Here is a 26597-nt window from a genome sequence, read left to right as displayed (position 1 = left end):
TTTCAGTCCTCCCATTTCGTAAACGCCAGGGTTGCGTTGTGTCCGCCAAATCCGAAGGAATTGGAGATGGCACAGTGAATATCCTTTTTCACGCCCTCATTTGGCACCACATTCAGATCGCATTCGGGATCAGGCACCTGATAGTTCAGGGTTGCGGGCACAAAGCCATCCTGAAGGGCCTTAACAGTGATAACAGCCTCTACAGCCCCGCTGCCGCCCAGCAGATGCCCGGTCATGGACTTGGTAGAGGAAATCATCAGCTCTTTGGCGTGATCGCCGAAAAGCGCCTTTACTGCGGCTGTTTCACCTTTATCATTCAAGGCAGTGCTGGTGCCGTGGGCATTGATATAATCCACATCGCTAACCGCCAGTTCGCCGTCCCTCAGCGCATTTTTCATGGATTTTACTGCCCCGCTGCCGTCCTCAAGGGGAGCGGTAATGTGGTGAGCATCACAGCTGGTGCCATAGCCCACGACTTCGGCGTAAATCTTCGCGTCTCTGGCCTTTGCGTGCTCCAGCTCCTCGAGCATCAGGATACCGGCACCCTCGCCCATGACAAAGCCGCTGCGCTCCTTATCGAACGGGATGGACGCGCGTCTGGGGTCATCACCGCTGTAAAGCGCGCGCATGGACTGGAAGCCCGCAATGCCGAGGGGCGTGATGGTGGATTCGCTGCCGCCGGCCGCAATAACGTCCTCGTAGCCAAAACGAATGCGGTGGAAGGCCTCCCCGATGGAATTCGTTCCTGAGGCGCAGGCTGTCACACTGCTGGAACAGATACCTCTTGCCTGTAAATCAATGGCAATGTTTCCCGGCGCCAGGTTGACAATGGCCATCGGGATAAAAAACGGCGATACTCTTCCTGGTCCCCGGCTATTTAATGTTTCGGTGGATTCCTCAATCTTGCGCAAACCGCCGACGCCAGAGCCCACAATAACGCCAAAGCGGTCACGGTCGAGCCCGGAATCCTCAAGGCCTGCATCTGCATAGGCCTGTTTGGCTGCAATACGGGCGAACTGCGTAAAGCGTTCGTTAAATTTCATCTCCCGTTTACTGAAATACTGCTCAGTGTCCAGATCCTTAACCTCAGCGGCCAGCTTAACCTTGTAGTCACTGGTATCAAAGGCGGTGATCTCGCCCACACCGCAGCGGTTTGCCTTTACACTCTCCCATGTTTCGTCAAGGGTGTTTCCAATCGGGCAGACAATGCCCATGCCTGTTATCACAACACGTCTCATATGCTCATACCTCCATCAATACTGAAAACCTGCCCGGTCATGTAGCTGCTCTTATCCCCTGCCAGAAAAACGGTCAGGTCGGCCACATCCTGAGGGGTGCCATAACGTTTAAGCGGGATCTGGCTCAGGATCTCTTCCTGCACCTTTTCGGACAAAGCGCCGCTCATATCACTCTCGATAAAGCCCGGCGCAATGGCGTTGGCAGTAATATTTCTGGATGCGAATTCCTTGGCGGTCGTCTTTGTCAGAGCGATGACCCCCGCCTTGCTGGCCGCATAGTTCGCCTGTCCGGCATTGCCGCCGATACCGACCACTGAAGCCATATTGATGATTTTACCCTTCTTTTTCTTCAGCATTACCTTGGATACATGCTGTGTGCAGTTAAAGCAGCCTTTAAGATTCGTGTCGATAACCCGGTCAAAGGCTTCTTCCTTCATGCGCAGGATCAGCGCGTCATCGGTAATACCGGCATTGTTGACCAGCACGTCGATGGTCCCAAACTCAGCGACCACCTGGTCCACCATCGCTTTGACCGCTGCGTTATCTGCCACGTTGCACTGGCAGATCATGGCACGTACGCCAAAGGCTTCGCATTCTTCTTTAACGGCAGCGGCCTTCTCAGCGTTTCCGTTGTAGTTGATGGCTATGTTATAGCCTTCCTTTGCCAGATTCAGAGCAATGGCTCTGCCGATTCCCCGGCTGGCACCGGTGATCAATGCTGTTTTATTTTCCATTTCTATCTCCTGATTTAACGAAGCGCTTCACACACCGCTTCAAAAGTTTCCATATTTTCCACGTTCATCACTTTCACCGACCGGTCAATCTTCTTGACAAAACCGCTGCATGCCTTGCCCGGGCCCACCTCGATAAAGGTATCCACCCCCATGTCGATCATGCGGCGGATGCCCTTTTCAAAATAAACCGAGGAATGGATCTGCTGTACCAGCACGTCTCTCACAGGCCTTGTCTCAATATCGCCGCTCACGTTGGAAACCACCGGAATTGATGGCGTTTTGATCTCAACCGTATCCAGCAAATCGGAGAGCTCCTTTGAAGCCTCCAAAAGTAATGAGGAATGAAAAGCGCCGCTGACATTAAGCGGCATGACACGCCGCACGCCGCGTTCAAGGAGCAGTGACCTGGCCTTTTCTACCGCCGGGGTTTCACCGCTGATCACGATCTGTCCCGGACAGTTATAGTTCGCCACCTCACAGACGCCTAAATCAGAGGCGTCTGTGCAGGCCTGCTGAATGGTTTCAGCGTCAGCTCCAAGCACTGCCGCCATCATGCCTGTACCCTTTGGCAGTGCGTGGGCCATGAGCTGACCTCTTTTACGTACGACCTTCAAAGCATCCTTCAGCGTAAACGCGCCGCCGTAGGTCAGAGCTGTATACTCGCCAAGGCTCAGTCCTGCGGTAATATCCGGGATAACGCCCTCCTTTTTCAGGCAATGCGCCATCACATAGGATGTAATCAGCAGACAGCTCTGGGCATAGGCGGTATCATTAATCCTGTCCTCCGGCCCTTCAAAGCAGCACCTGGCCAGGTCAAAATCCAAATCGTTATTTGTATAAAAATCCCGGACCTCTGGAAAAGCATCGTAAAAATCCTTTCCCATGCCTGCCTTCTGGGCACCCTGTCCGGCAAATAAAAATGCAGTTTTCATATTTCCTCCATTAATCCTCTGGCTTCATTCATACAGCTTTCCATGATCTCTCTGACACTGGTCAGCGCCTTCATACGGTACGCATTAGTTCCGCAGAAAAACAGGCCCTTGTCCGTATTCCCCTCAACAGCAGCTATCAGCGCGCTTTGAATACAGTAGGGCGCTTTTGCCGGATCGCAGGGCTTCAGACAGTCCACACATCTGTCCGGCGGAATACGGCCCTCGCGGGACAGCCGCTCAATCAATGCTGTTTTCACAGCCCTTCCCGGAAAACCGACCGGGCTTTTGACGATTTCGATGTCCTCTTCCTCTGCGTTCAGCAGTACAGCCTTGTAGGCGTCCGCTCCGTCACATTCATAGGTTCCGATAAACCGGGTAGCCATCTGTACACCGTCCGCGCCCAGCTTCAGAAAACGGGCAATATCTGCTCCGTCATAGACACCGCCTGCTGTAAAGACAGGAATTTTCCGCCCAAACTTTTCTTCAAAGCCGGCGGTTTCCTTTTTAACATCCGCGAGAATCTCCTCGAGGGGCGGACATTTGCCTTCAAGCAGGTCGTCTGCCTTAAATCCAAGGTGTCCGCCTGCCAGGGGGCCTTCAATGACAATAAAATCTGCGGTACGCCCGTAGTGCTTGTCCCATGCTCTTAGGATGAGCTTGGCGGCCCGGCCGCTGGACACAATGGGCGCAATGGCGATGCTGTCATCCTCCACATATTTAGGAAGCTCCAAAGGCAGCCCGGCCCCAACGATAATAGCGTCCACTGCGGCGTCTGCCGCAGCCCGCACATAGGTCTCAAAATTTTTGAGGGCCGCCATGATATTAACGCCCAAAAGTCCTCTGCCGCCTGCGATCTCACGCGCTTTTTTTACTTCTTCCCCAAAGCCGCGGATATTGGCAGCTAGGTTGTCCGCCAAGAAGTCGGACTCACGATAGCCTGGATGGGCCATGGATAAAACACCCATGCCGCCGTTTTTCATCACATTACCCGCCAGATTCGCAAGGGACACGCCAACGCCCATGCCGCCCTGAATAATGGGAATCTCCAGTAGCTTATCTTTAATCTTAACACTCTGTATCATAGATCAGTTCCTGACTTTTTTTCTCAAAGTCCTTCTTATCTTCTGCCGCTTCTGACAAAAGCGTGTCGATAATCTGTGAGAAGGGCTTGACTTCCTTACACATGGCCGCAACCTGGCCCATCATCAGAGAGCCGTTTTTTACATCGCCCTCCACAACCGCTTTTCTCAGGGAGCCCAACGTCAGGCGTTCCATCTCTTCCCGCTCAATCCCTTCACGCTCGATTTTCAGGTACTCTGTTGTCATGGCGTTTTTTAGAACACGCACCGGCGCATTCAGGCTTCTGCCTGTCACCACAGTATCACGGTCCTTTGCCTTGATCACTGCTTTTTTATAGTTTTCGTGGATCGGGCATTCCTCCGCCAGAAGCAGGCAGGTCCCGATCTGAATCCCCTCTGCTCCCAGGCAAAGCGCAGCGTTCAGCTGTCTGCCGGAAGCGATGCCACCGGCTGCGATCACAGGTATGTCCACTGCTGCGGCTACCTGCGGAACGAGGGACATCGTGGTAATATCGCCGATATGTCCGCCGGATTCGGTTCCTTCAGCAATGATGGCGTCCGCTCCGTTCTGTGCCAGCCGCTTGGCCAGTGCAACGCTTGCCACCACTGGAAAAACTTTAACGCCAGCCTCTTTCAGCGCGTCCAGATATTTGCCCGGATTTCCTGCGCCGGTAGTTACTGCCGCAACCTTTTCCTCGATTAAAACTGCCATGATATCATCGGAATAGGGGTTCATCAGCATGACATTGACGCCAAAGGGCTTGTCGGTCAGCTCACGGCAGCGGCGGACTGCCGCGCGTGTTTCCTCGCCCGTCATGGAACCGCTCGCGATGATGCCAAGACAGCCGGCATTTGAGGCCACCGCCGCAAATTCCGGTGTGGCAATATTTGCCATTGCCCCCTGGATGATGGGATACTTTATGTTCAGTAGTTGATTGATCAATTTTATACTCCTTGCTACTTTTTATGCATAATATTTATGAATGGAAAATTGAAAGTGAAAGAACAAATCGGCAGAACCGATTTGATTATAATCAAATTTGTCCCATAATTTTTCATTTTCAATTTTAAATTTCGATTAAAGCTCCAGCCCAGGTAAAGCCTGCGCCAAAGCCAGCCATGATCACCTTCATGCCAGGCTTCAGCAGGCCCTTTTCCGCCATCTCCGCATAGGCAATCGGAATACTGGCAGAGGAGGTGTTGCCGTAACGGTCAATGTTGACATAAACCTTGCTCCGGTCAATCCTGGCCTTTTTAGCCACATAGTCAATGATGCGGATGTTGGCCTGGTGCGGGATGATCCAGTCAATGTCGGCGATGGTGAGGCCGGATTTTTCCAGTGCCCTGTCCACTGCCTCTGACATGGCTTTGGTGGCAAAGCGAAAAACCGCGTTGCCGTCCATGGTTACCGGCCGGTGCACTGGCAGCGATTTTGTCTCCAGCGCCCCTGAGGAATCCCCTCTGGCCGCCGCATAAAAACAGGACTGCCTGGCCGGGTCTGCCTTTAACACCATTGCTCCTGCGCCATCTCCGAAAAGCACGCAGGTACTCCGGTCCTCCCAGTCCAGCACATTGGAAATCACCTCAGCCCCCACCACACAGACATGGTTTACCTGTCCTGTTTCCAGCAGGGCTGAAGCCACATTCATGGCGTAGAGATAACCCGAACAGGCTGCGTTAACATCAAACGCCATAACCGGCAGCTCTTTTATACCAAGCTTTTCCTGGATCAGGCAGGCACAGGAGGGCGTGAAATTTTCCGGCGTAAAGGTCGCGGTGACAATACAGTCAATATCCTCTGGTTTTAGCCCGGAACGCTCAATGGCTTTGGCTGCCGCCGAATATCCCAGATCCGAGGTAGTCTCATGCGCTGCGATAAAACGCGCGCCGATTCCGGTACGGCTCCTGATCCACTCGTCGCTGGTATCAACCCTCTTGGCCAGATCATCATTGGTCACGCAGTTTTCCGGTACGGAAAAAGCGCTTGATAATATTTGTATACCCATTGCTACGCTCCTATTTTTCGGAACTTTTCATAGCGTTCTGCTGTCAGCTCCATTGTCTTTTTCCGGCCCAACGCCCTGAGATCCCGCTCGATCAAAGCGTCCATCTGTGAGACGACGAAATCCACGCACTGCTCCACACCATCTGCCGGTTCACTGATGATTTCATCTACAATACCCTTGCGGTGCAGATCCTGGGCAGTAAGCTCCATGACTTCAGCCGCCTCCTGCACGCGTGAATCATCTTTCCACAGGATACTCGCAAAGCCTTCGGGCGACAGCACCGAGTATACCGCATGCTCCATCATATAAATCCGGTCTGCCACACTCAAGGCCAAAGCGCCGCCGCTGCCTCCCTCACCGATAACCAGGCACAGCACCGGCACTCTGAGGTCTGAAAAAACCTTGAGACATTCGGCAATGGCCGAGGCCTGTCCCCGCTCCTCTGCTCCCTTGCCCGGGTAAGCGCCGGAGGTGTCCACAAAGGTGATGACCGGCCGTTTAAATTTTTCCGCCTGCTGTGCGAGCCGCAGCGCCTTTCGGTATCCCTCCGGGTTCATCATTCCAAAGTTGCGGTCAAGGTTTTCCTGGAGGTTGGTTCCTTTATTCTGTGCCAGAATGGTAACCGGCTGTCCATGAAAAAAACCGACGCCCGCCAGAAGCGCCTGGTCATCACCATACAGACGGTCGCCGTGCAGCTCCATAAAGCCGTCAAACAGCGCGTCTACATAGGCCTGAGCGCGGGTGCGTTCCGGCCGTCTGGCCATCATCACCTTATCCCAGGCCGTCCATTTTTTGTTTTCTTCTGTCATCAGCCTCTCCTCTCATGAAGGACCAGCAGCCTTTCGATGGTTGATTTCATCTGGCTGCGGTGTACAATGGCGTCAATGGCGCCCTTTTCCAGTAAAAACTCTGCCTTCTGGAAATTCTCTGGAAGCTTTTCCTTGATGGTATTCTCAATCACACGCTTGCCCGCAAAGCCGATAAGGCTGTCCGGCTCAGCGATGAGAATATCTCCGAGCGTCGCAAAGCTGGCGCTGACGCCTCCGGTGGTCGGATTGGTCAGAACACTCAGGTAAAAACCGCCGGCTTCTGAAAAACGTTCAAGGGCCGCGCTGGTTTTAACCATCTGCATAAGAGAGATGATTCCTTCCTGCATCCGCGCTCCGCCGGAGGCACAGAAGATTACAAGGGGGAGTCTCTTTTTAGTGGCAAGCTCGATCAGGCGCGTGATCCGTTCGCCAACGGCACTACCCATGCTGGCCATCATAAATCGGCTGTCCATGACAGCCACTGCTGTCTTTCTGCCGCCAATTTTTCCAATGCCGGTCAGCACTGCCTCAGACATGCCCGTCTGGCGCTGGCAGGAATCAATTTTCTCTGTATAGCCTGGAAAAGCGTCGGTATCCGGGTTGACCAGATTTTTGTCAATGGCTGAAAAGCTCCCTCTGTCACAGATCTGGCGCACTCTCTCTCTGGCGCTGAGCTTGTAATGATAGCCGCATTCAGGGCAGACATACAGGTCGTGCATCAGCGATTCGGAGGGAGTGCTTGCCTTGCACTTCGGGCAGGTAATAAACACGTTGTCCGGTATGTCACGGCCCTGCTTGTCCTTGATGGCGTGACGCAGTGTCTTGAACAGCGTCAGCTTGTTTTTTCTTTCCTTAAACGATTGTTCCATTATCCTTCAGCTCCTGTACAAAGGTATCGACATAGCCGGTGTCAAAGCGGCCCTTGATAAATTCCGGCTCGTGCATCAGCACATATAAAAATTCCACATTGTTGGGAACACCCTCAACGATCAGCTCTTCCAAAGCGATCCGCATTTTCTTAATGGCCTCCAGACGGGACTCACCGTTTGTGATACACTTTAAGATCATGGAATCGTAATAGGGTGGGATGTCATAGCCGTTGTAGATGGCTGTGTCCACACGCACACCTCTGCCTCCCGGAAGGTTCAGAAAACTGATATGTCCCGGTCTTGGGGCAAAATCCGCGCTCACATCCTCGGCGTTGATCCGGCATTCGATGGCGTGGCCCAGACAGCGGATATCCTCCTGCTTCAGGTTACACTTCTTCTTATCCGCAATGCGGATCTGCTGCTTGATCAGGTCGATGCCTGTGATCATTTCGCTGATAGTGTGCTCAACCTGTATGCGGGTGTTCATTTCCATAAAGTAATAACGCTCTGCGCCGTCCCACAGAAATTCAATGGTTCCAACACTGTTATAGCCCACGTAGCGGCTGGCCTTGACCGCATCGGCGGTCATGGCCTCCCGTATCTTTTCCGGAAGACAGCAGCAGGGTGCTTCCTCAACAATTTTCTGGTTGCGGCGCTGAAGCGAGCAGTCCCGCTCAAAAAGATGCAGGACATTGCCGTAATGGTCTGCCAGAAGCTGTACCTCGATATGCTTGGCGCTCTGCACGACCTTTTCGACGTAGACGCCGTCGTCGCCAAAGGCTGTCCTCGCCTCTGCCCGGGCTGTGGTATAGGCGTCAATAAAATCCTCCTCGGATTCTGCGATGCGCATGCCACGACCCCCGCCGCCGCTTCTGGCTTTAATGAGCACTGGAAACCCAATGTCCCTGGCGACCTGAAAGGCCTCGTCCAGCTCTACCACACCTCTGGAACCGGGAATAACAGGCACTCCTGCCTCAATCATGGTCTCCTTGGCTCTTGCCTTGTTGCCCATCATCTCGATGACATCGGCATCCGGGCCAATAAAAATAAGCCCGCATTGTTCAACCAGACGCGCAAAGGCTGGATTTTCGGATAGAAACCCAAAGCCCGGATGGATCGCATCGCAGCCGGTGAGACAGGCGGCGCTTAAAATACGCTGCATATTCAGATAACTTTCATCAGATCTCGGACCGCCGATGCACACCGCCTTGGTGGCGTACTGTACATGCAGCGCGTCCTTGTCTGCTGTCGAATAAATCGCCACCGTTTCGATGCCCATTTCCTTACAGGTCCGAATAATCCGGACGGCGATCTCTCCGCGGTTGGCGATTAAAATACGTTCAATCATTGGACCTCTCCAATACAAATGATTTTTTCATCATATTCCACCATGGTTTCATTTTCGACATTGATGGCTGTAATGACGCCGTCGCGGTCGCTGCGGATTTCATTCATCATCTTCATGGCCTCAATAATGCACAGAAGGTCTCCCTTCCTGACGGTATCCCCTACCTTTACCAGCGGTTCTCCGTCTTTGATGTTGGAACGGTAAAAGGTACCCACCAGAGGCGATTTCACCCAATGGCCTTTGGCTTCCTCGCAGACTTCAGCCGCACTGGCATCCGGCACTGCCGCCGGAACCATTGTCTGTTTAACAGCCGGCACTGCAGCCACGACGGCGCTCTCTGTTCCTTTTTCTAATTTTATGGTAACGTCCCCGCTCTGCAGCTCCATTTTTGAAAGGGCGGAACTGTCAAAGATCTGGACTATTTTTTCAAGTTCGTTAATGTTCATCCGTTTACCTGCCTGTGAGCGCCGGGGAGCTTGCTCCCCAGCCCCTTATTTATTTTCAACGATATTCAGAATATCCTGAACTGTTTTTAAATTTGCCAATGCGTCGTCTTCGATACGGATATCAAATGCGTTTTCAAGTTCCATGGCCAGTTCAACGGCAGATAAAGAGTCAATGCCGAGGTCTTCCTGCAATTTTGCTTCAGGTACAATTAAGTCCTCATCTACATTGATCGCTTCTACAATAATTTCTTTAACCTGTTCTAACACAATTACGTCCTCCTTAAAATTACTTACAGGTTAAAAGTATATCCGAAATGTTTTCAATTGTAAATAGTTTTATGTTAAAATATTTTGAGGTTACGATTTCATTCTTATTTCTTAAAGATTTTTAAGGCAGTCTACAAAGCTACTACCTTTGTCGCCACATTTTCCATAAACATGCGGTCATGCTCCACAAAAAGCATGGTCGGCTCATACTGACAGATCAAATGCTCGATCTGTATGCGGGACAGCACATCAATAAAGTTCAGCGGCTCGTCCCAGATATAGAGATGGGCCGGTTTGCACAGGCTTGCTGCCAGCAGCACTTTCTTTTTCTGACCGCTGCTGTAGTCCTCAAGACGTTTGTCAAACTGCTCTCTGGAAAAGCCCAGCTTTCTGAGAACCGCCTTGAGCAGGCTCTCGTCAAGGCTGTTTTCACGGATATAATTTCTCAGGCTCCCGGCCAGAAATGAGGTGTCCTGGGAAATATAAGAGTATTCAAGATTTGTTCCAATGATGAGATCTCCTCTGTGACAGATTTTCTCACCCAAAACTGCTTTCAGGATACTGGATTTTCCACATCCGTTTTTACCGCTGAGGGCCACCCGGTCGCCCCGGTTCACCTCAAAGCTGACATCCTCAAAAACCGCATCTCCATCGTAGGTGATGGACAGCCCTCTGGCTTCGATCAGCCTGTTTTTAGGATAGCTCAGGGTTTTTATGGCAAGCTCATCGGCCCAGTCAATATTTTTCAGCAGCTTTGACTTTTCCTCAATGGCTTTTTCCTTTCTCGCCTCTGTAACCTTTGAGCGCTTCATCATTTTTGCGGCCTTATGCCCCACGTAGCCGCGGTCTGGCTTCAGGCCTGCTACAAGCTTTCTGCTCGCGCCTTTCTTTGTTTTTTCCACAGCGTCCGACCATCCGGCGGTCCGTCTGGCTGCTGTGGTCATTTTCGCAATTTCTTTTTTCAGTTTTTCATTTTCCCCCATCTCGTACTGGTCCTGCCGCTCTTTATTCTGCACCCATGATGTGTAATTTCCCCGCTGCACCTCAATATCTGTATTGTTAATGGACAGAATATGGTCCACGCACTGGTCCAGAAAATAGCGGTCATGAGAAACCAGGATAAACCCGCGCTTGGTGTTCAGGTACTGTCCTACCAGCTCTCTTGACGCCATATCCAGATGATTGGTGGGCTCATCAATGAGCAGGAACTGGTTTTCTCTCAGAAAGAGAACCGCCAGCAGCACCTTGGTCTGTTCTCCCTCGCTTAATGTGCTAAAGGGCCGGTACAGGACATCGTAGTCAACCTCCAGCATGGAAAGCTCTCTCTGGAGCTCCCAGAACGCGTAATTTCCATTTAGTGAATCCACCATGTCGATAGTATTCCGCTCTCTCTGCTCAACTTTAAAGGGAAAATAAGAAAAATCAACCGACGCTGCAATGGTACCGCTGTATTCATACTGGCCCATCAAAAGCTTTAAAAAAGTAGTCTTCCCTTTACCGTTGCGCCCGGTAAAGCCCAGCTTCCAGTTGGTGTCAAGCTGAAAGGACACTTTTTCAAAAATCGTATCATAGCTTCCGTCGTAGCCAAAAGTCAGATTCGATACATTTATTAAAGACATATTTAACCTCCTGATAAAAAGGATCACATGCCGCAGTGAAAGCCTTTCTCTGCAACATTCATTCGTTTCATCCGCTAACGCTTCTTATTTGCTGCCAGATTTGCTCTGGCACATTTGGACAAAACATCAAACGCCAAAAAACCGCAAGAAAGTATAATAACCTTCTTGCGGTTCAAAAAATGCGCAGATGTCATCAGGAAAGTATCCTGACATACCGTGACGGACCGAATTTGTCTGTCACCTCTGTCTATATTTTATGAGCGATCAGATCGTTATCTTTCTTGCTGAAGCACACCAAAAAGACCCGGCAAAGCGGACTGGCACACTTCCATATTAAAATATTTAGCAAGAAAAATTACGCATCTTCACATCTCCTGTTCTCTTTTAGATTTCGAAGTCATTATAACAGCATTTCGGACAGCTGTCAACACGGTCTGTCAAATTCCAATGAGCCTTTCGGCGTTTTCGTGAAAAATCAGCTCCCTTTCATCCCGGGTCAGACCCACTGCCTCAAAAAATGCCAGATCTTTGGCCGCGTCTCCCCAGGGGTTATCTGTGGCAAAGATAAACCGTTCGGCGCCGTAGATGTCGATCAGACGCCTGTAGGCTTCAGGGGAAAAGGTATAGGATGCAATGGCCGTATCAAAGGTTACGTTGGGGGTATCCAGATAAATATCCTGCGGCGGATTGCCAAAGTACAGACCGCCAGTGTGGGCGGCGATAATAGCCAGCTCTGGAAATTCCCGGGCCATTTCTACCACGGCCTCTGGCGTGGCATGGATGCAGCCAGGTGAGATGGGGTCATACCCGGTATGAAATACCACCGGCAGCTTTCGGTCACTGATGGCCTGGTACATTGGGTACAGCCGCTTTTCATTGATGAAAAATCCCTGGTAATCGGGGTGGAGCTTTATGCCGTGAAATCCCATTTCCACAATGCGGCTGAGCTCTTCAATATAGTCTGGCGCGTCGGGATGGATGGTGCCAAAGCTGATAAACGCATCGCTGTGATCCTGGACATAGGCCGCAAAATCGTTGACGCTTTTCTGCTGGTGCGGGTTGGTAGCGATGGGCAGCATAACGCCCAGATCAACGCCCCATTCCTTCATATTTTTTTCTGCACAGCCCAGGCTCCCGTCGCCATAATAGGTCAGATGGTGGTTTGGGTCGGTCTTTGCCAGCTTTTCAATGGTTTTCGGGCAAAGCTTGTCCGGAAACAGATGGACATGTGTATCTATTAACATAACTTTCACCTCTGTTAATCTTTTCTACCTATTATAACCTTGATTTTTCCTTGCCGCAATCCCAATATTTTTAACAGTTTTTTAATTCTCCTTGACCCGCACACTTTTAGCGTTTAAAATGAGACTATAACAAAGTGAAGGAGTGAATCTTATGAACCTGATGACGATTCCGTACCGGACATCGCATATTATGATGAAAGGTGTATTAAATGTACTCAAGCTCCCCATTCCACCAAGCCTGGTAGGCCCTGGAATGGTCAAACGTTTCCCGGAAATTATTTCGCTCTGTGATGTCCACAAAGCGCTCGTTATTACTGATAAACCTTTAATGGAGATGGGACTGCTCGACGGATTCCTTGAAGCCCTGAAAAAAGCGGGCATCGACTATTCTGTCTTTGACGGCGTTCAGCCCAACCCGACCTTCGAAAATATTTATGACGGGCTGGAAGCCTACTATACCGAAGGCTGTGACGGTGTCATTGCCTTTGGCGGCGGTTCCTCCATGGACTGCGCTAAAATCGTGGCCGCCAAGGTCACCAATGACAAGCCGATCCCAAAAATGAAGGGCCTGTTCAAGCTGACACACCGCCTCCCGCCGTTCTTTGCCGTTCCTACCACGGCAGGCACCGGCTCTGAGGCCACTGTTTGTGCGGTTATTACCGATACCTCAAATCACGAAAAATTTGCCATCAACGACCCCAAGCTCGTGCCACTGGCAACCGTGCTGGACCCTGAGCTCATGGTCGGCCTGCCGCCGGCTCTCACCGCCAGCACCGGCATGGATGCGCTTACACATGCCGTCGAAGCCTATATCGGCCACTATGACGCGCCCTTTGTCAAGGAAAAAGCGCTCGCGGCTACCGAGGTCATTATACGTGATCTGGAAGCAGTTTACAAAGACGGCTCTAACCTGAAGCTTCGCCAGAATATGTCTGTCGCCTCCTTTGACGCAGGCCTTGCCTTTACCCGGGCCTATGTGGGCTATGTCCACGCCATCGCCCACAATTTAGGCGGTTTTTACGGTGTGGCCCACGGCTTTGCCAACGCGGTTATCCTGCCGCACATTCTGGAGTTTTCCAGAGACGCGGCCCAAAAAAAGCTTTCTGAGCTTGCCCTGTGCGCCGGCCTTGGCGAACCTTGGGACAGCGAGGAAATTCTGTCCTATCGCTTTATCGACCGGATTAAGGAAATGAACGCCAATATGGGGATTCCGGAAACCATTGATGCGCTGCGCATCGAGGATATTCCTGAGCTGGCCAAGCGTGTGCTCAAGGAAGCCAATCCAACCTATCCAGTCCCCAAAATCATGGATTATGACGAATGTGTCGCCATGCTTGAAGAGCTGGTTACTCCTGAGCAGCCAGAGTAAGGAAACAAATATGAGCAGGCATATAAATTGCCTGCTTTTTTATTGATTTTTTCTGAAGCGTTAAATAAATTACAGTTTTTTACAAGTATTCAGGCGTAAACTAGACCATAAAAGGGAGGAGGCGCGGCATGGCTAAGCTCAAAGCATTTTTAAGAGACACCGATGGTTTTTATCTTCTGTTGATAGCAGCCTGTTCACTGCTGTCTGTCACGCTGCTCCTTTCGTGGTGCAACAGCGTCTCCCCTGCCCCTGCTCCCGGCTTCTGGGAATTTCTTGTAAAATATCGTGTAGCCCTGATCCAGCTGCTGGCTGTGGCGGCAGGTCTCTCCTGCGCCCTGATCATAAGCCGTATGGACTATCACCGGATGACACCGCTCTGGATAACCTACACGGCTGCGATCTGGCTGTTGGTGCTGCTGACCTTTCTGCGGGCGGGCCCTTTTGGCGTAAGCCCCGGCGATACCGGCGCCTATTGCTGGATACGCCTGCCCTTCGGCCTGGCCCTTCAGCCCACCGAGCTGGCAAAATCAAGCTTTATCCTGACTTTTTCTCTCCATCTGTACGCAGTGCGCCATACCGATGCCCCCCTGGCAGTCGCTGGTCTGATCGCCCATCTGCTGACTCCGGTTGTCCTGATTCACCTTCAGGGTGACGATGGCACCGCGCTGATCTTTTTTGTCACGGGGCTGGTCATGTTTTTGTCGGTTAAGCACAAGCTGCGTTATTTTATCGGCACTGCGGCTGCGGCACTGGCAGCTGTGCCGATCGTCTGGCATCTGATGGCTGGTTACCAGAGGGCACGTATACTGGCAGTTTTTGCCCCCGGAAGGCTGGACAGCCTGACGCTGGAGTCCATTCTATACCAGCAAAACCAGGGGCTGGCCGCCATTAAGGCAGGCGGGCTCTTTGGTCTGGGCCTTTTCAAACCCGATACGACCTACATTCCCGCCGCTAATAATGATTTTATCTTTTCGCATCTGGCTGAGGTCATGGGTCTTGCGGGCTGTGCCATCCTGATTTTGTTGCTGGCAGGCATTCTGTACAAAACCCTGTCCATCGGCATAAGAAGCCATGACTTCAGAGGACGTACCATTGCTGTTGGCGTCTTTACCCTTTTTCTTGCTGAAGCGGTGATCAACATCGGAATGAACATTGAACTGATGCCGGTTATCGGGCTGCCCCTCCCATTCTTCAGCAGCGGAGGCTCCTCACTTATGGGCGCTTTTCTCTGTGCGGGCTTTATTCTGAGCGTAAAAAGAAACAGCTTCTCTGAAAAACTCTGAGAAGCTGTTTCTTTTTTATTGTAAACATTCAAGGTAGTAAAGGACTGTCTTGTCAGGCATCGCTGTCTTTAACGCCGCATAGGCATAGGGCTCAAAGACGACAATCTGCTTTGCTCCGGCTTTTTCAATGTCTGCGAGGGCATCTTTCTGAATAAGCGCTGCCATCTCCGCGTCAAAACCGATCAGGTGGTATTCTGCGCCAAGGGGTTTCTGCCAGATATTTAAAACATTGACGCGCTTATCTGCCTTCAGCAATGGTAAAAATTCCATACTGGTGGCGATTGGTGTCTCGTCGCTGTTGATGGCAAGCGCATTGAGGGCCTGGCCGTTTCTCAGGAAACGGCAGTTAAAGCTGCCGCCGTAAAAGTAAGAGGGCGCTTCGATTTTAAGCAGCTTCAGCTCGTCAGGAAGGTAAACTACCTCAAAGGGAACGCTGATCCCCAGCTTTTCTGCAAACTGTGTCAGCAGATAGGTGGTCTGGCCTGAAAGGGTATATACGACTTCTATCCCCTTTTCCTGAAGCCCGCTGACCAGGCCTTCCAGATATTTAATCCCCTCGTCCACCATACCATAGGCAAAGTATTCCCAGCCTGCAAAAACCGGCGCAGTCTCCGGCTCAAAGGCAATGCCTCTCGCCTTAAACCACTGGCCCAGCCCAGACGCGCTGTCAGCGGCGAGGGTGGCTGTGGCGTCGTCCAGGAAGAGAAAATTACCGCTGCCCTCAAGCACCGGGACAGCCTCCTGCCACTGTCTGAGTGCCTCTGCGTCGGTTTTCAGGATATGTCCACCGCCTGCCTTCAGGGTATCTTTAAGCGATTCGGCGATTTGGGTGCCAAAACCCTTTTTTAACATCAGCTCACGGCTGAGGATCATGACGTCTGTCAAATCCTCGGGGTTTTCGCCAAAGTTCTGCCAGCGCTCTCCCTGGCGTGACAGGATACTCTGGAATACCAGCCCCGCGATGTAGTCATTGGGGGCCATTTCGTCTTTGAAAACCGCCCGTGCCAGCTGAAGCCTGCGGGAGGGATAGTCGTGGAGCATATGGCTCGCCCGGAATTCCGGACAATAGCACACAGCCTGGTCCATATGGATCACCTGGTGGTTCAGCTTGTCTTCGTAATGTTCTAATGTAAATTCTCTCATAATCCCAGCACTCCTTTGTTCACTAATCCCTTGGGGTCAAGGGCGTCCTTGATTTTCTGCATGACCTCGATACCTGCTTCACCGTGCTCCAGGGGTAAATATTCAGCCTTGGCTTTGCCGCTGCCGTGGTGGTGTGAGACGTTGCCGCCGTATTTAAGGCTGGTACGGATGGCGGTGTCCAGACATTCCATATAGCGCTTTTCACCGTCGTAATCGTCACCGCCGGTCTGGGCGTGGAAGATCACATAAACACTGGCGCCAGTATGGTATACATGTGAAAAGTGGCAGTCAACGCTTTCGCACATGGGCTCAAGGGCTTTGCGCATTTCACGCCACACATTGGCAATGCAGTCCCAGGGTGCCGCCACCTCGATGGCATCGGCTGTGCCACCCTTCATAGCGTCGTGATCCAGCATTTTTTTCGTGGAAAAACGTGAGTGGAACCAGTCATAGCCCGGCTTCGGCCCCTTAGGCACACCGCCATTTAAGGCACAGTAATGATGGACGTATTCCCGTTCCAGATCCACCTGCTTTTCCAGACCTTCGTAGCCGATGACCAGAAAAACGTGGCCTTTTTCAAAGCCGTATTTTTCCATTTTAGGAACACTTTCCTCTTCATCATAAAGACGGACCACTGCCGGGTGGACATTGTTCTGGACAAACTGGCGGATGGCTTCCAGACCGTCCTCGGTACGGTTAAAGGTAAAGGCTTCAAAATAGCGTTTTTCGGCTACTGGATAAATTTTCATTTCCACCTTGGTGACAATCCCGTATACACCCTCGCTGCCCAAAAACAGCTGGTCCAGCTCTGGCCCGGTTGATGCCTTCGGCGTTTTGTGTGTGTTCAGCACATGTCCGTTTGGCAGCACCACCTCAAGGGAGTTAACCATGTCGTCCATCTTACCGTATTTGGTAGAGAAGGTTCCTATGGCGCGCGTGGCGACCATGCCGCCCAGCACGGCGCTCTGGAAAGACTGTGGGTACTGGCCGCAGGTATAACCTGCTTCGTTCAGCATGTTTTCAAAATCTGCCCCGGTCAGGCCCGCGCCGCCCACAGCAGTGCAGTTGACAGGGTTAATTTCAAATTCCTTTAAATTTTTAATATCGAGCATGACCTCATGGTTTTCAGCAATACTGCCGCCCACAATGCCAGAGCCGCCGCCAAAAGGAATGACGCCGACACTGTACTCCTGAGAGAGTGCCATGATCCGGCTGACCTCATCAGTGCTTCCAGGCATGAGAATAGCTTCTGGCAGAACCTTGTAAGGCCCCTGAAGCAGCCATTTATACTCTCTGGGATAACAGCCATGGGCATAGATAAGGCGTTCCTCCTCGCGCCGGAGCACTGTAACCTCTGGCAGCTCTTCCTGAACCGCTTTCAAAAAACCTTCAATATTTTCTTTCATTGTATTCTCCTTACTTTGCTTTAATGTCACGTGCCGCTATAATGTCAACACCTGTGTCCAAAATATTCGAGACCACCACATCGCCCGCCCGGACCGGCGCTTTCACTGCAATGCCGTAAAGGGCATGGATGCAGTCTCTGAGCTTCGTTTTACTGACTTCTTCACTGCTGACCACAGGCAGCAGGTTAAAGATACCGTCCTCTATTGCAACCGTTGTGGTCAGCATCCGTTTGGGATCGGTATACTCATTGACCGCGTATTTTTTCCCGTTATTGCAGTCAAAGCCAGCGGTTTCAAAGGTACCATCATCCTTGATGGTCAGCTCACCCTTGCAGCTTTTGGGGCAGACAATGCAGGTATAATTTCTTTTTTCCATTTTCCATCACTCCTTTGCCACGCTGATACAGATGGGGCCGTCTGTTGTTTTGCCGAGGTCAATGACCTCACAGACCATTTCCGGCGGCTTGACCACCGCGTGTTTTTTCAGCTTTTGGGACTGCCCATTCTGGCTAAATACCAGCCTTACCTTTTCGTCAGGCTTTCTGACCCGCATAAAGACCGGAACCTCTCCAGCTGTCCCGCTTATTTTCTGGGGAACCACAAAACTGATGTTATCGCCGGCTTCCACAGCACGGTACTCATTACCTCCGCTCTCACCCTTTATGTAGCGGACTGCGCCGCGGGCCGCCATCTCTCCGGTTTGGGAGACATAGTCCACCAGGTCAAACACTGTAACCACATTGCCTGCCGCAAAGACACCGGGAACGGAGGTCATCATCCGCTCGTCCACCACCGGACCGCGTGTCCTCGGGTCCATTTCAATATTCAGCTGTTCACTGAGCTCATTTTCAGGGATAAGGCCGACTGAAAGCACCAGAAGATCGCAGTCAATATATTCTTCGGTTCCTGCGATGGGCTTAAGGTGTTCGTCTACCTTTGCGACAGTAACGCCCTCGATCCGGTCCCTGCCGTGGATCTTGGTCACGGTTGTGCCCAGATGCAGCGGTATGTTGTAATCCTCAAGGCACTGGACAATATTTCGGGTCAGTCCGCCCTCGGTATGCATGATTTCATAGACGCCCTTCACCTCGATATCCTCAAGCGTCATACGCCTTGCCATGATAAGGCCAATGTCGCCTGAGCCTAAAATTACAGCCTTCTTACCCGGCAGATAGCCCTCCATATTTATGTAGCGCTGAACCGCTCCGGCAGTCAGTACCCCAGCGGGACGCGTGCCGTAAATCATGACCTGTGAGCGCGTGCGTTCACGGCAGCCCATGGCCAGAATAACAGATTTGGCCTTGATCTCAAGAAGGCCATCCTTTTCGTTGACCGCATAAATGGTCTTATCCGGCCGGATTTCCAGCACCATGGTGTCCAGCTTGACTTCAATCCCCTCGTCCTCTACCTCATCGATAAAAGCCTGGGCATACTGGCCTCCTGTCATGCGGCGTTTAAACCGCAGCAGGCCAAAGCCATCGTGAATACACTGCTGCAGAATACCGCCAAGGGAAAGGTCCCGTTCAATAATCAAAGTGTCAAGTCCTGCCTTATGCGCTTCTACGGCTGCTGCCAGCCCTGCCGGGCCGCCGCCGATAATGGCGCAGTCTGTCTGTATCCGATTCATTCTTCCTCCCCCTTTCTGGATGCTGTGGTCAGCATTTCTGAGCCCGCGCCACGCTTGGTAACTTCCTCGGGCGCGATCCCCAGTTCCCTGGCAATGATTTCCACAACCCTCGGGCCGCAGAAGCCTCCCTGGCAGCGCCCCATGCCTGCCCGGGTACGTCGCTTCACCGCATCCACGGTTGTGGCCGGTATTTTACCGTGTATGGCGTCCACAATCTCGGCCTCGGTAATGGTTTCACAGCGGCAGATCACATGCCCATACAGCGGATTTTTGGCGATGAGCGCTTCCTTTTCTTCCAAGGTACAATCTCTGAAAGCCTTGTGCTCAGGACGGATGGGATCATAATCCTCACGCACAGCGGCTTCGGGGTGAAGCGTTGTGTAAATCCCCTCGACCCGTTCAGCGATGGCCGGTGAGGACGCCAGCCCGGGAGACTGGATGCCTGCCGCATGAATAAAGTTGTCCAGCACTTCAGACGCTTCGATGATAAAATCCTCAATATAGTTCGATGCCCGGCAGCCGCTGAAATAGGTGATAATATCTCTTTCGGAGGCGCCCTCGGTCAGGTGCTTGCCCTTTTCCATAACAAAGCGTACATCCTCTTCGTCCACTGCCAAATCATCTTTTTCTGGCACCTCGATGGCTGAGGGGCCCCACAGTGGGTTGCCCTCGGGTGTCTGGGTCGGGCCGCCGCCCTTGGTAAAGTTTTTAGGCGGTGTGCCGATAAAGCATTTGTTGGTGGTTTTGCCAATCTTTTTATCCAGAATGACCAGTGTGCCCCGGCGCGGATGAATGGTGTAAAACCGGTCGCCTGCCAGCTCTGCGATTTCGTCGGCATACAGGCCTGCGGCGTTGATGACACAGTCGGCTTCGATGATTCCCTTATCGGTGACCACGCCGTTTAAATGGGCGCCTTGTCTGGTAAAGCCCAATACCTCTGTATTCAGCATAAGCTCTGCCCCATTGTCAATGGCGTTTTCCATTAGGGCTTCAACGACCTCGTAAGGCTCAACATAGGCCGCCGATGGGGTCCATAGTGCCTTTACCACGTCATGATTGACTGCCGGGTCAATGGCTCTGGCCTCGTCGCCGCTTAAAATGGCAATGCCAGGCACACCGTTCTTTTTTCCCAGCTCGTAGTACTGCTCCAGATAGGCGTCGTCTGATGCGTCAAAGCCTACGACAAAGGAGCCGCAGCGGTTCATTTTAAAATGAAGTTCTTCCTGCCACTGTGTGTACATGGCATTGCCCTTTACATTGAGCAGGGCCTTCAGAGAGCCTGCCTTTGAGTCGTAGCCTGAGTGGATCATCCCGTTGTTTGACTTGGAGGTCCCTTCAGACACATCCGAGGCTTTTTCTACCACGATAATGCGTTTATTGTATTTCGACAGCGTTCTCGCAATACCGCTGCCGGTTACCCCCGCACCAATGACCACAATATCGGCTTTGTCGATCACACCGACGGCCTCTGCTTTTTTCACTTCTTCTGCCCGGTCTCTTCGGGCTGTCTCTGCCCCCTTGACGGTCAGCCTGTTGACGACCCCTTTTACGCCGCTTTTTCCAGCCGCGTGGCCGATGTCAACCACATGCTGCCAGACATCCACTTCGCCAGTCAGGGTGATCACCCCGCGCGCATCGGCGCTGGCTTCAATTTTGTAATGTTTTAATGACGGATCGTCCTCTAGTTTCTGATAAAATTGTGCAACACAATCGGACACGATTGTCTCTCCTTTCTGCTTTCAGGCAGAGGGGCGGCTTATGGGCTGCCCCTCTGCTTGTGTTTATTTCTGTTTTTTTCCTTATGCCTGCTTACGCCAGCCGACGGAGCGCTCGATGGCTTCACGCCAGCCTGCGTACAGCTCTTCGCGTTTTTCCGGTGTGATGGCCGGTTCAAAGGATTTGTCGATTTCAAGAGACTTGTCAAAATCGGCTTCGGTCCAGAGGCCGGCTGCCAGGCCGGCCATTTCGGCTGCGCCAAGACTGGTGGCTTCGACGGATAACGGCCGGTCGACACGGGCGTCGAGCATATCTGCCATAAGCTGTGCCAGCAAATCGTTCATCGATGCCCCGCCGTCAATACGGATATCGGTCATTTTTACACCAGATTCCTTTTCGACGACATCCAGAATGTCCTTTAAGCGGTAGGCGACCCCTTCCAGCGTTGCCCGTACAATGTGGGCTTTAGTAGTGCCGCGGCTGATGCCAAAAATGGTGCCTCTGGCATAGGGATCGTGATAAGGTGCGCTGAGCCCTGCCAGCGCAGGTACAAAGTACACTCCGTTAGAGTCCTCAACTGAACGTGCCAGCGGTTCTGATTCACTGGATTTGCCAATGACCTGAAGCCCGTCACGCAGCCACTGAACAGCTGAGCCGGTAACGGCTTCAAAGCCTTCCAGAGCATAATTGATTTCATCCCCGATCTTCCAGGCAATAACAGTGTTTAAGCCCTGATCGGACACAACACATTCGTCGCCGATGTTGATATCTAAGAATGAGCCTGTACCGTTGGTGATTTTACAGGTTCCCTTGGAACGACAGCCCTGGGCATAAAGCGCGGCGTGCTGGTCGGCAATGGCGCCGCAGATGGGAATCTCTGCCCCGAAAATATCCGGGTCTGTGGTGCCGTAGTTGCCGGAGTCGTTGACGATTTCGGGATAAATATCGGTTGAAATCCCCAGATAGTCTAAGAATTCGGTGTACCATTCCCCTGTGCTTAAATCCAGGCTGCCCATGACAGAAGCGTTAGAATAGCTGACCACATGGCTCTTTCCGCCGGTCAGCTTCCAGATCAGCCAGGTGTCAATGGTGCCGAAAAGCGCTTCGCCGGATTCAATCTTTTCTTTAATCTCCGGCACATTTTCAAGATACCAGTGCAGCATCAGGGAGGAATAAACCGGCGCTACCGTCCAGCCGGTGGCCTTGCGCGCTTTTTCTCCCCATTCACTGTCATTGATTTCCTGACACAATGCCGCGGTGCGGTTATCCTGCCAGACAATGGCGTTGTACAGCGGCACGCCGGTGTTCTTATCCCAGACCAGACAGGTTGCCCGCTGGTTGGTAATGCCGATGGCGGCAATGTCGCTGCTGGCGATTTTCGCTTTTTCAATGGCTTCACGGCACACGCCCACGCTCTTGGCGTAGATTTCCATGGCGTCGTGCTCAACCTTGTCCTCACTCGGTGTGTACTGTGTGAATTCTTCATAGCACTGGGATACAATATTAAATTCCTTGTCAAAAATCAGCGCTCTTGTACCAGTTGTTCCTTCGTCAATGACTAAAACATAGTTTTTCATTTTTTTACTCCTTTACTCCTCAAAAAATGATTATTCAGTTGTCTTCTTTATGCTCAGCTTTGCTGTCAGAAACCTCCTTTCCTCCTTCGCCTGTAAATGCTTTACATATTCACTTTTTATGTATTTTGTATTGACTTTATGTTAATATTATATGCTTTTTGATGGTTTGTCAACTAATTTTTAAATTTTGCAAAATTTACAATAAAAAAGCACACTGGTCTCCACAGTGTGCTTAAAATGTCAAAACTTTGAGAGACGAAGCCCTTTACCTAAGGAAGAAAAAAGGGTTCTGCGGGCATTACCCTCACCCAGATATCTTCTTCACTAAAGTTAATGCTTTATCTCACCAGTGTCCGGCTGTTGCAGTAAAATGGCACAATTTCCGGCCGTTATTCACAGCGCCAGGACCTTTTTTCTTATCTGGATAAAAGGCGCAGTCTCAAACCACGCCACTTCTTTGACTGGATAAACACACTGGTCTCCACAGTGTGCTTAAATCCTGTTAATTCCGGCAGATCTGTACGGCAGCCTCAGCGGCGCTTCCTGCGTCCTTGGCAAAGGCGTCACAGCCCGTTTTATCGCAGAAATCCTGCGTAATGGGCGCTCCGCCAATCATAATCTTAAACTGTTCCCGGACACCCGCATCCTCAAAAGCCTTAACAATTTTGGGGATTTCGGGCATGGTGGTGGTCAGCAGCGCAGAGCAGGCCACAATATCGGCCTTCTCTTTGACAGCGGCCTCCACAAAACGCTCCTCGGGCACATCAATGCCGATATCCACGACTTTAAAGCCCCGTCCCTCAAACATCATTTTTACCAGGTTTTTACCAATATCGTGCATGTCTCCCTTTACGCTTCCCAGCACAATGATTCCGGTCGCGGTCTGCTGGTTTTCTAAAAGCAGAGGCTTCAGCACCTCTGACCCATTCTGCATGGCGTAGCATGAGCACAGCACCTCCGGTATATAGATCTCCTCGTTTTTAAACTCCTCTCCCACCATCTCCATCGCTTCCATCATGGTATCCAGAATGGCCTGCGGACTGGTCCCCTTGTCCACTGCCGCCTGCACCATGGAAGGTGTCTCATCCTCTAATCCTTCATAAACCGCATTTTTAATCTGATCCAGTATCTTCATTCTTGTCTCCTCTGTTTTCTCATTTTAATGCCAGCTTCACCAGGCGCTCATAGACGTCTGCCTTTCTCAGTGCCTGGTAGGCATCCTTGTATATTTCAAAATATTCATTATACAGCGCGTGCCGCTGCATATCCGGCTCACAGACCGCCACGATCTTCACCATGTGGGCAACGGCTTCGCCTACGTTTGCGTAGAGCTCTGCTCCAAGAGCTGCCAGAATCGCCGCACCCAGTGCTGTGGCCTCCTCTACAGCCAGAATACTGCAGGTCTTGCCGTAAATATCTGCCTGGATATGATTCCAGACATCGGATTTTGCGGCGCCGCCACTCAATACAATCTCATCAACCTCGACGCCGTTTGTGATCATCTGGTCGATGATTTCACGGGTTTCGTAGGTAACGCCCTCCATAATGGCCCGTGCCATGGCCTGCCGGCTGTGGCCCAGGGTCAGGCCGATAAAGGTTCCCCGCGCAAATGGGTCCCAGTTCGGCGCGGCTGAACTGGCAAAATACGGGATACAGATGAGCCCGTCGCTGCCGGGACGTATGCCCTCTACCTGTTCATTGATCAGGTCGTAGGGGTCGATTCCCAGTGCTTTTGCCTTTTCAATCTCTGGTACGGCAAATTCATTCCGGTACCATTTCAGGGAGCTTCCAGCCGCGTTCTGCAGGCCTTCTGTTTCCCACTTGCCCGCTACTGTATGGGCCGAGCATGGCAGACGCATACTATCGTCGTAAATCGGCTCGTCCATATAGGCCAGGGTGACGCCTGCGGTGCCGATAGTCACCTCAATGGTTCCTTTTTTCACAGCGCCTGCACCAATACCTGCGCATTGCTGGTCGCCGCCGCCCGAAACCAAAAGGGTTCCCTCGGCAAAGCCTGTGAGCGCACTGCTCTCTTTGGATATTTTCCCAACGACCTTGCCTGATGGCACCAGGTCGGGCAGCTTGGATTTGTCAAGCTCCAGAGCGCCTACGAGCTCATCGCTCCACTCAAATGCCTTGATGTCCATCAGCCCCTGGAGGGAGCCGTTAGACCAGTCCTCAAAGTAGCCCTCTGCGCCGAGCTTGTTTAAAATACGCTCCTGATCCATGGCAAACTTGTAGGTTTTCGCGTAAATTTCCGGCTGGTGTTTCTTGATCCACATGATCTTGCTGACCGACCAGGTCGTGCCTACAGGCAGGCCGGTGATCTCATAATAGCGCTCCGCCCCCACCAGACGGCTGATCTCCTCACATTCCTCAAAGGAACGGCTGTCCTGCCATGAGATGGCAGACCGCAGCGACATGCCGGCTTGATCCACCGGGGTAAAGGTACAGCGCTGGGTGGAAAGGCCAATGGAGCGGATTTCCGCAGGATCGACGCCTGCTTTTGCGATGGCTTCCCGGGTGGCCTCACAGGTCTGCTGCCAGGTCATCTCTCCGTCCTGTTCTACCCATCCCGACTGCGGAAAGGTACAGGGATACTCACGGTAGGCACTGCCGACAGTGGCGCCCTCCATATCAAAAATAATTACTTTTACGCCGGTTGTTCCGATATCGATTCCACTAATATAATTTTTCATCTCTACTCTCTCCAAAAATTATTTTTTATTCGCTTACAATTGAATGGGATAGACGCCGAATTCGTGGGCACATTCGATCATGTGCACCAGATTTTCCGCGCTCACATCGCTCTGAACATTGTGGGCCGGTGACAGCAGAAAGCCGCCGCCCGGGGCCAGCGCCTTAATGGCGTCGCGCACTTCCTCGGTGATTTCATCCTTTGTGCCAAAGGGCAGCACCTTCTGAATATCAATATTGCCGTGAAAGACGATTTTATCGCCGAATTCCTGTTTCAGCTCGTAACGGTTCATATGGTTGGCGCCTGGCTGTACCGGGTCCAGAATGTCGATGCCGCAGTCGATAAGATCCGGGATAAAGGGGCGGATGGAGCCGCAGCTGTGCAGCATGGCCTTACCCTGCGGATTTTTCTTAAGCAGCTCTGTCTTCGCGCTTACCCAGAGCTCCTCAAGATGTGGTTTTACTACTTTCCGGAAGGTTCTCGGTGAAATGAGCGGGCTGTCCTGTGTGCCCAGATCTTCGCCGCTCAGGCGCAGAATATCCACGTATTCGCCGACAGCGTCGATACAGACACGGTCGATTTCCTTCTGTATTTTACAGACCTTGTCAAGCAGCGCGTGGGCAAATTCCTGATTGTTGACCAGATCGCGGTACCAGCGTTCATGGCCGCGCATATAGGTAGCTACCTCAAAAACCGCGCCGGCAAATTTTGCCAGAATGGCCAGATCACTTTTGTCCCGGACCATCTGCATTTCCTCACGCAGGCCCTCAAACCGTTTGGGGTCGCTGGGATCCGGCCATTCATAGTTCTCCAGATCTTCGATGGTGGCGTCTGCCAGCGGCGGGTTCTGCAGTTCAAAGTAAAAATGTCCGCCGTCGATCATGGTCTTTTTCCAGTAGCAGCCCCATTCATCGGTAAAGCTGCCGTCCTCAAACTGTCTGGAATGGGCTGATTTTGCCGACCTCGGCGAAATGTAGTACATGTCCAGATCCAGCGCCTGGATCATCTCCAGCGGCATCTGTACATCGGTCCAGTGGCCCATCCGGGGGGTGTCTGGAAGATGGTCCATCTTCAGCAACCTTTTCATATCTCTGTATACATCAATGGTCAGGACCATATCCACAGGCACCCGGTCGGGCTCCTGGTGGCTGGCCGCTGCCATCACACGTTCTCTCGAATTCATTCTT

24 protein-coding genes are annotated in these 26597 nt (G+C 51.9%); 2 read left to right on the top strand and 22 right to left on the bottom strand.

Annotation, left to right across the window (positions count from 1 at the left end):
• Positions 1-2 precede the first annotated feature (2 nt).
• The 13 genes from fabF to B2M23_RS15190 form a co-directional block, all read right to left on the bottom strand.
• Complete coding sequence (fabF, locus tag B2M23_RS15250) at positions 3-1238, bottom strand: beta-ketoacyl-ACP synthase II (protein WP_038353924.1); 1236 nt, start codon at positions 1236-1238, stop codon at positions 3-5.
• Positions 1235-1972, bottom strand: a complete 738-nt coding sequence (gene fabG, locus B2M23_RS15245) for a 3-oxoacyl-[acyl-carrier-protein] reductase (protein WP_172611067.1) — start codon at positions 1970-1972, stop codon at positions 1235-1237. Before fabG ends, fabF begins: the two co-directional genes overlap by 4 nt.
• A 14-nt stretch (positions 1973-1986) precedes the next feature.
• Entirely contained in the window at positions 1987-2904 is a 918-nt protein-coding gene (fabD, locus tag B2M23_RS15240; protein ID WP_038353926.1) for an ACP S-malonyltransferase, read from the bottom strand.
• The gene (locus B2M23_RS15235) at positions 2901-3986 is read right to left on the bottom strand and encodes an NAD(P)H-dependent flavin oxidoreductase (RefSeq protein ID WP_038353927.1); all 1086 of its coding nucleotides are present in this window, start codon (positions 3984-3986) and stop codon (positions 2901-2903) included. Before B2M23_RS15235 ends, fabD begins: the two co-directional genes overlap by 4 nt.
• The gene (locus B2M23_RS15230; RefSeq protein WP_038353928.1) at positions 3970-4926 is read right to left on the bottom strand and encodes a DUF561 domain-containing protein; all 957 of its coding nucleotides are present in this window, start codon (positions 4924-4926) and stop codon (positions 3970-3972) included. The genes B2M23_RS15235 and B2M23_RS15230 overlap by 17 nt, the downstream gene beginning before the upstream one ends.
• Before the next feature lie 124 nt (positions 4927-5050).
• Complete coding sequence (locus tag B2M23_RS15225) at positions 5051-5989, bottom strand: beta-ketoacyl-ACP synthase III (RefSeq protein WP_038353929.1); 939 nt, start codon at positions 5987-5989, stop codon at positions 5051-5053.
• 2 nt (positions 5990-5991) lie between these two features.
• Positions 5992-6798 (bottom strand): acetyl-CoA carboxylase carboxyltransferase subunit alpha, encoded by an 807-nt coding sequence (locus B2M23_RS15220; protein ID WP_038353930.1) that lies wholly within the window; start codon positions 6796-6798, stop codon positions 5992-5994.
• Complete coding sequence (gene accD, locus B2M23_RS15215) at positions 6798-7667, bottom strand: acetyl-CoA carboxylase, carboxyltransferase subunit beta (protein WP_038353931.1); 870 nt, start codon at positions 7665-7667, stop codon at positions 6798-6800. Before accD ends, B2M23_RS15220 begins: the two co-directional genes overlap by 1 nt.
• Positions 7651-9015: an acetyl-CoA carboxylase biotin carboxylase subunit gene (gene accC, locus B2M23_RS15210; protein WP_038353932.1), complete on the bottom strand. Its 1365-nt coding sequence runs from the start codon at positions 9013-9015 to the stop codon at positions 7651-7653. Before accC ends, accD begins: the two co-directional genes overlap by 17 nt.
• A complete protein-coding gene (gene accB, locus B2M23_RS15205) occupies positions 9012-9461 on the bottom strand; it encodes an acetyl-CoA carboxylase biotin carboxyl carrier protein (protein ID WP_038353933.1) in 450 nt (149 codons plus the stop codon). The genes accC and accB overlap by 4 nt, the downstream gene beginning before the upstream one ends.
• A 45-nt stretch (positions 9462-9506) precedes the next feature.
• Positions 9507-9728, bottom strand: coding sequence for an acyl carrier protein (locus B2M23_RS15200; RefSeq protein ID WP_013379911.1), 222 nt, complete (start codon positions 9726-9728; stop codon positions 9507-9509).
• A gap of 131 nt (positions 9729-9859) precedes the next feature.
• A complete protein-coding gene (abc-f, locus tag B2M23_RS15195; RefSeq protein ID WP_038353934.1) occupies positions 9860-11347 on the bottom strand; it encodes a ribosomal protection-like ABC-F family protein in 1488 nt (495 codons plus the stop codon).
• Between the two features lie 437 nt (positions 11348-11784).
• Positions 11785-12591, bottom strand: coding sequence for an amidohydrolase family protein (locus tag B2M23_RS15190; protein WP_038353935.1), 807 nt, complete (start codon positions 12589-12591; stop codon positions 11785-11787).
• A gap of 151 nt (positions 12592-12742) precedes the next feature.
• Between B2M23_RS15190 and B2M23_RS15185 the strand changes: the two genes are divergently transcribed.
• Both B2M23_RS15185 and B2M23_RS15180 read left to right on the top strand, forming a co-directional pair.
• On the top strand, positions 12743-13960 hold the full coding sequence (locus B2M23_RS15185; protein ID WP_038353936.1) for an iron-containing alcohol dehydrogenase: 1218 nt from the start codon (positions 12743-12745) through the stop codon (positions 13958-13960).
• Positions 13961-14088: 128 nt separating this feature from the next.
• Positions 14089-15243, top strand: coding sequence for an FtsW/RodA/SpoVE family cell cycle protein (locus tag B2M23_RS15180; RefSeq protein ID WP_052237461.1), 1155 nt, complete (start codon positions 14089-14091; stop codon positions 15241-15243).
• A gap of 15 nt (positions 15244-15258) precedes the next feature.
• Here the strand turns inward: B2M23_RS15180 and B2M23_RS15175 are convergent, their stop codons facing one another.
• The 9 genes from B2M23_RS15175 to B2M23_RS15135 form a co-directional block, all read right to left on the bottom strand.
• The gene (locus B2M23_RS15175) at positions 15259-16386 is read right to left on the bottom strand and encodes a hypothetical protein (protein WP_038353937.1); all 1128 of its coding nucleotides are present in this window, start codon (positions 16384-16386) and stop codon (positions 15259-15261) included.
• Positions 16383-17792, bottom strand: coding sequence for an FAD-binding oxidoreductase (locus tag B2M23_RS15170; RefSeq protein WP_038353938.1), 1410 nt, complete (start codon positions 17790-17792; stop codon positions 16383-16385). Before B2M23_RS15170 ends, B2M23_RS15175 begins: the two co-directional genes overlap by 4 nt.
• Positions 17793-17802: 10 nt before the next feature.
• Positions 17803-18168 (bottom strand): DUF1667 domain-containing protein, encoded by a 366-nt coding sequence (locus B2M23_RS15165; protein ID WP_038353939.1) that lies wholly within the window; start codon positions 18166-18168, stop codon positions 17803-17805.
• A gap of 6 nt (positions 18169-18174) precedes the next feature.
• Positions 18175-19419: an NAD(P)/FAD-dependent oxidoreductase gene (locus B2M23_RS15160; protein WP_038353940.1), complete on the bottom strand. Its 1245-nt coding sequence runs from the start codon at positions 19417-19419 to the stop codon at positions 18175-18177.
• Complete coding sequence (locus B2M23_RS15155) at positions 19416-21137, bottom strand: FAD-dependent oxidoreductase (RefSeq protein WP_052237462.1); 1722 nt, start codon at positions 21135-21137, stop codon at positions 19416-19418. Before B2M23_RS15155 ends, B2M23_RS15160 begins: the two co-directional genes overlap by 4 nt.
• Before the next feature lie 81 nt (positions 21138-21218).
• On the bottom strand, positions 21219-22712 hold the full coding sequence (locus tag B2M23_RS15150; protein ID WP_038353941.1) for an FGGY family carbohydrate kinase: 1494 nt from the start codon (positions 22710-22712) through the stop codon (positions 21219-21221).
• 502 nt (positions 22713-23214) lie between these two features.
• Entirely contained in the window at positions 23215-23847 is a 633-nt protein-coding gene (locus B2M23_RS15145; RefSeq protein WP_038353942.1) for a cobalamin B12-binding domain-containing protein, read from the bottom strand.
• A gap of 19 nt (positions 23848-23866) precedes the next feature.
• On the bottom strand, positions 23867-25411 hold the full coding sequence (locus B2M23_RS15140) for an FGGY-family carbohydrate kinase (protein WP_038353943.1): 1545 nt from the start codon (positions 25409-25411) through the stop codon (positions 23867-23869).
• A gap of 33 nt (positions 25412-25444) precedes the next feature.
• On the bottom strand, positions 25445-26593 hold the full coding sequence (locus B2M23_RS15135) for a uroporphyrinogen decarboxylase family protein (RefSeq protein ID WP_038353944.1): 1149 nt from the start codon (positions 26591-26593) through the stop codon (positions 25445-25447).
• Between the last annotated feature and the right edge of the window lie 4 nt (positions 26594-26597).

The organism is Eubacterium limosum, from assembly GCF_000807675.2.
Lineage (GTDB): Bacteria > Bacillota > Clostridia > Eubacteriales > Eubacteriaceae > Eubacterium > Eubacterium limosum.
Note: the sequence above shows the minus strand (reverse complement) of the source record. Positions and strands in the feature narration are given on the sequence as shown.

What these genes read in the sequence shown, in the direction of transcription:
- fabF (WP_038353924.1), bottom strand. Translation starts at nt 1,238, where the DNA reads ATGAGACGTGTTGTGATAACAGGCATGGGCATTGTCTGCCCGATTGGA.
- fabG (WP_172611067.1), bottom strand. Translation starts at nt 1,972, where the DNA reads ATGGAAAATAAAACAGCATTGATCACCGGTGCCAGCCGGGGAATCGGC.
- fabD (WP_038353926.1), bottom strand. Translation starts at nt 2,904, where the DNA reads ATGAAAACTGCATTTTTATTTGCCGGACAGGGTGCCCAGAAGGCAGGC.
- B2M23_RS15235 (WP_038353927.1), bottom strand. Translation starts at nt 3,986, where the DNA reads ATGATACAGAGTGTTAAGATTAAAGATAAGCTACTGGAGATTCCCATT.
- B2M23_RS15225 (WP_038353929.1), bottom strand. Translation starts at nt 5,989, where the DNA reads ATGGGTATACAAATATTATCAAGCGCTTTTTCCGTACCGGAAAACTGC.
- B2M23_RS15220 (WP_038353930.1), bottom strand. Translation starts at nt 6,798, where the DNA reads ATGACAGAAGAAAACAAAAAATGGACGGCCTGGGATAAGGTGATGATG.
- accD (WP_038353931.1), bottom strand. Translation starts at nt 7,667, where the DNA reads ATGGAACAATCGTTTAAGGAAAGAAAAAACAAGCTGACGCTGTTCAAG.
- accC (WP_038353932.1), bottom strand. Translation starts at nt 9,015, where the DNA reads ATGATTGAACGTATTTTAATCGCCAACCGCGGAGAGATCGCCGTCCGG.
- accB (WP_038353933.1), bottom strand. Translation starts at nt 9,461, where the DNA reads ATGAACATTAACGAACTTGAAAAAATAGTCCAGATCTTTGACAGTTCC.
- abc-f (WP_038353934.1), bottom strand. Translation starts at nt 11,347, where the DNA reads ATGTCTTTAATAAATGTATCGAATCTGACTTTTGGCTACGACGGAAGC.
- B2M23_RS15190 (WP_038353935.1), bottom strand. Translation starts at nt 12,591, where the DNA reads ATGTTAATAGATACACATGTCCATCTGTTTCCGGACAAGCTTTGCCCG.
- B2M23_RS15185 (WP_038353936.1), top strand. Translation starts at nt 12,743, where the DNA reads ATGAACCTGATGACGATTCCGTACCGGACATCGCATATTATGATGAAA.
- B2M23_RS15180 (WP_052237461.1), top strand. Translation starts at nt 14,089, where the DNA reads ATGGCTAAGCTCAAAGCATTTTTAAGAGACACCGATGGTTTTTATCTT.
- B2M23_RS15175 (WP_038353937.1), bottom strand. Translation starts at nt 16,386, where the DNA reads ATGAGAGAATTTACATTAGAACATTACGAAGACAAGCTGAACCACCAG.
- B2M23_RS15170 (WP_038353938.1), bottom strand. Translation starts at nt 17,792, where the DNA reads ATGAAAGAAAATATTGAAGGTTTTTTGAAAGCGGTTCAGGAAGAGCTG.
- B2M23_RS15165 (WP_038353939.1), bottom strand. Translation starts at nt 18,168, where the DNA reads ATGGAAAAAAGAAATTATACCTGCATTGTCTGCCCCAAAAGCTGCAAG.
- B2M23_RS15160 (WP_038353940.1), bottom strand. Translation starts at nt 19,419, where the DNA reads ATGAATCGGATACAGACAGACTGCGCCATTATCGGCGGCGGCCCGGCA.
- B2M23_RS15150 (WP_038353941.1), bottom strand. Translation starts at nt 22,712, where the DNA reads ATGAAAAACTATGTTTTAGTCATTGACGAAGGAACAACTGGTACAAGA.
- B2M23_RS15145 (WP_038353942.1), bottom strand. Translation starts at nt 23,847, where the DNA reads ATGAAGATACTGGATCAGATTAAAAATGCGGTTTATGAAGGATTAGAG.
- B2M23_RS15140 (WP_038353943.1), bottom strand. Translation starts at nt 25,411, where the DNA reads ATGAAAAATTATATTAGTGGAATCGATATCGGAACAACCGGCGTAAAA.
- B2M23_RS15135 (WP_038353944.1), bottom strand. Translation starts at nt 26,593, where the DNA reads ATGAATTCGAGAGAACGTGTGATGGCAGCGGCCAGCCACCAGGAGCCC.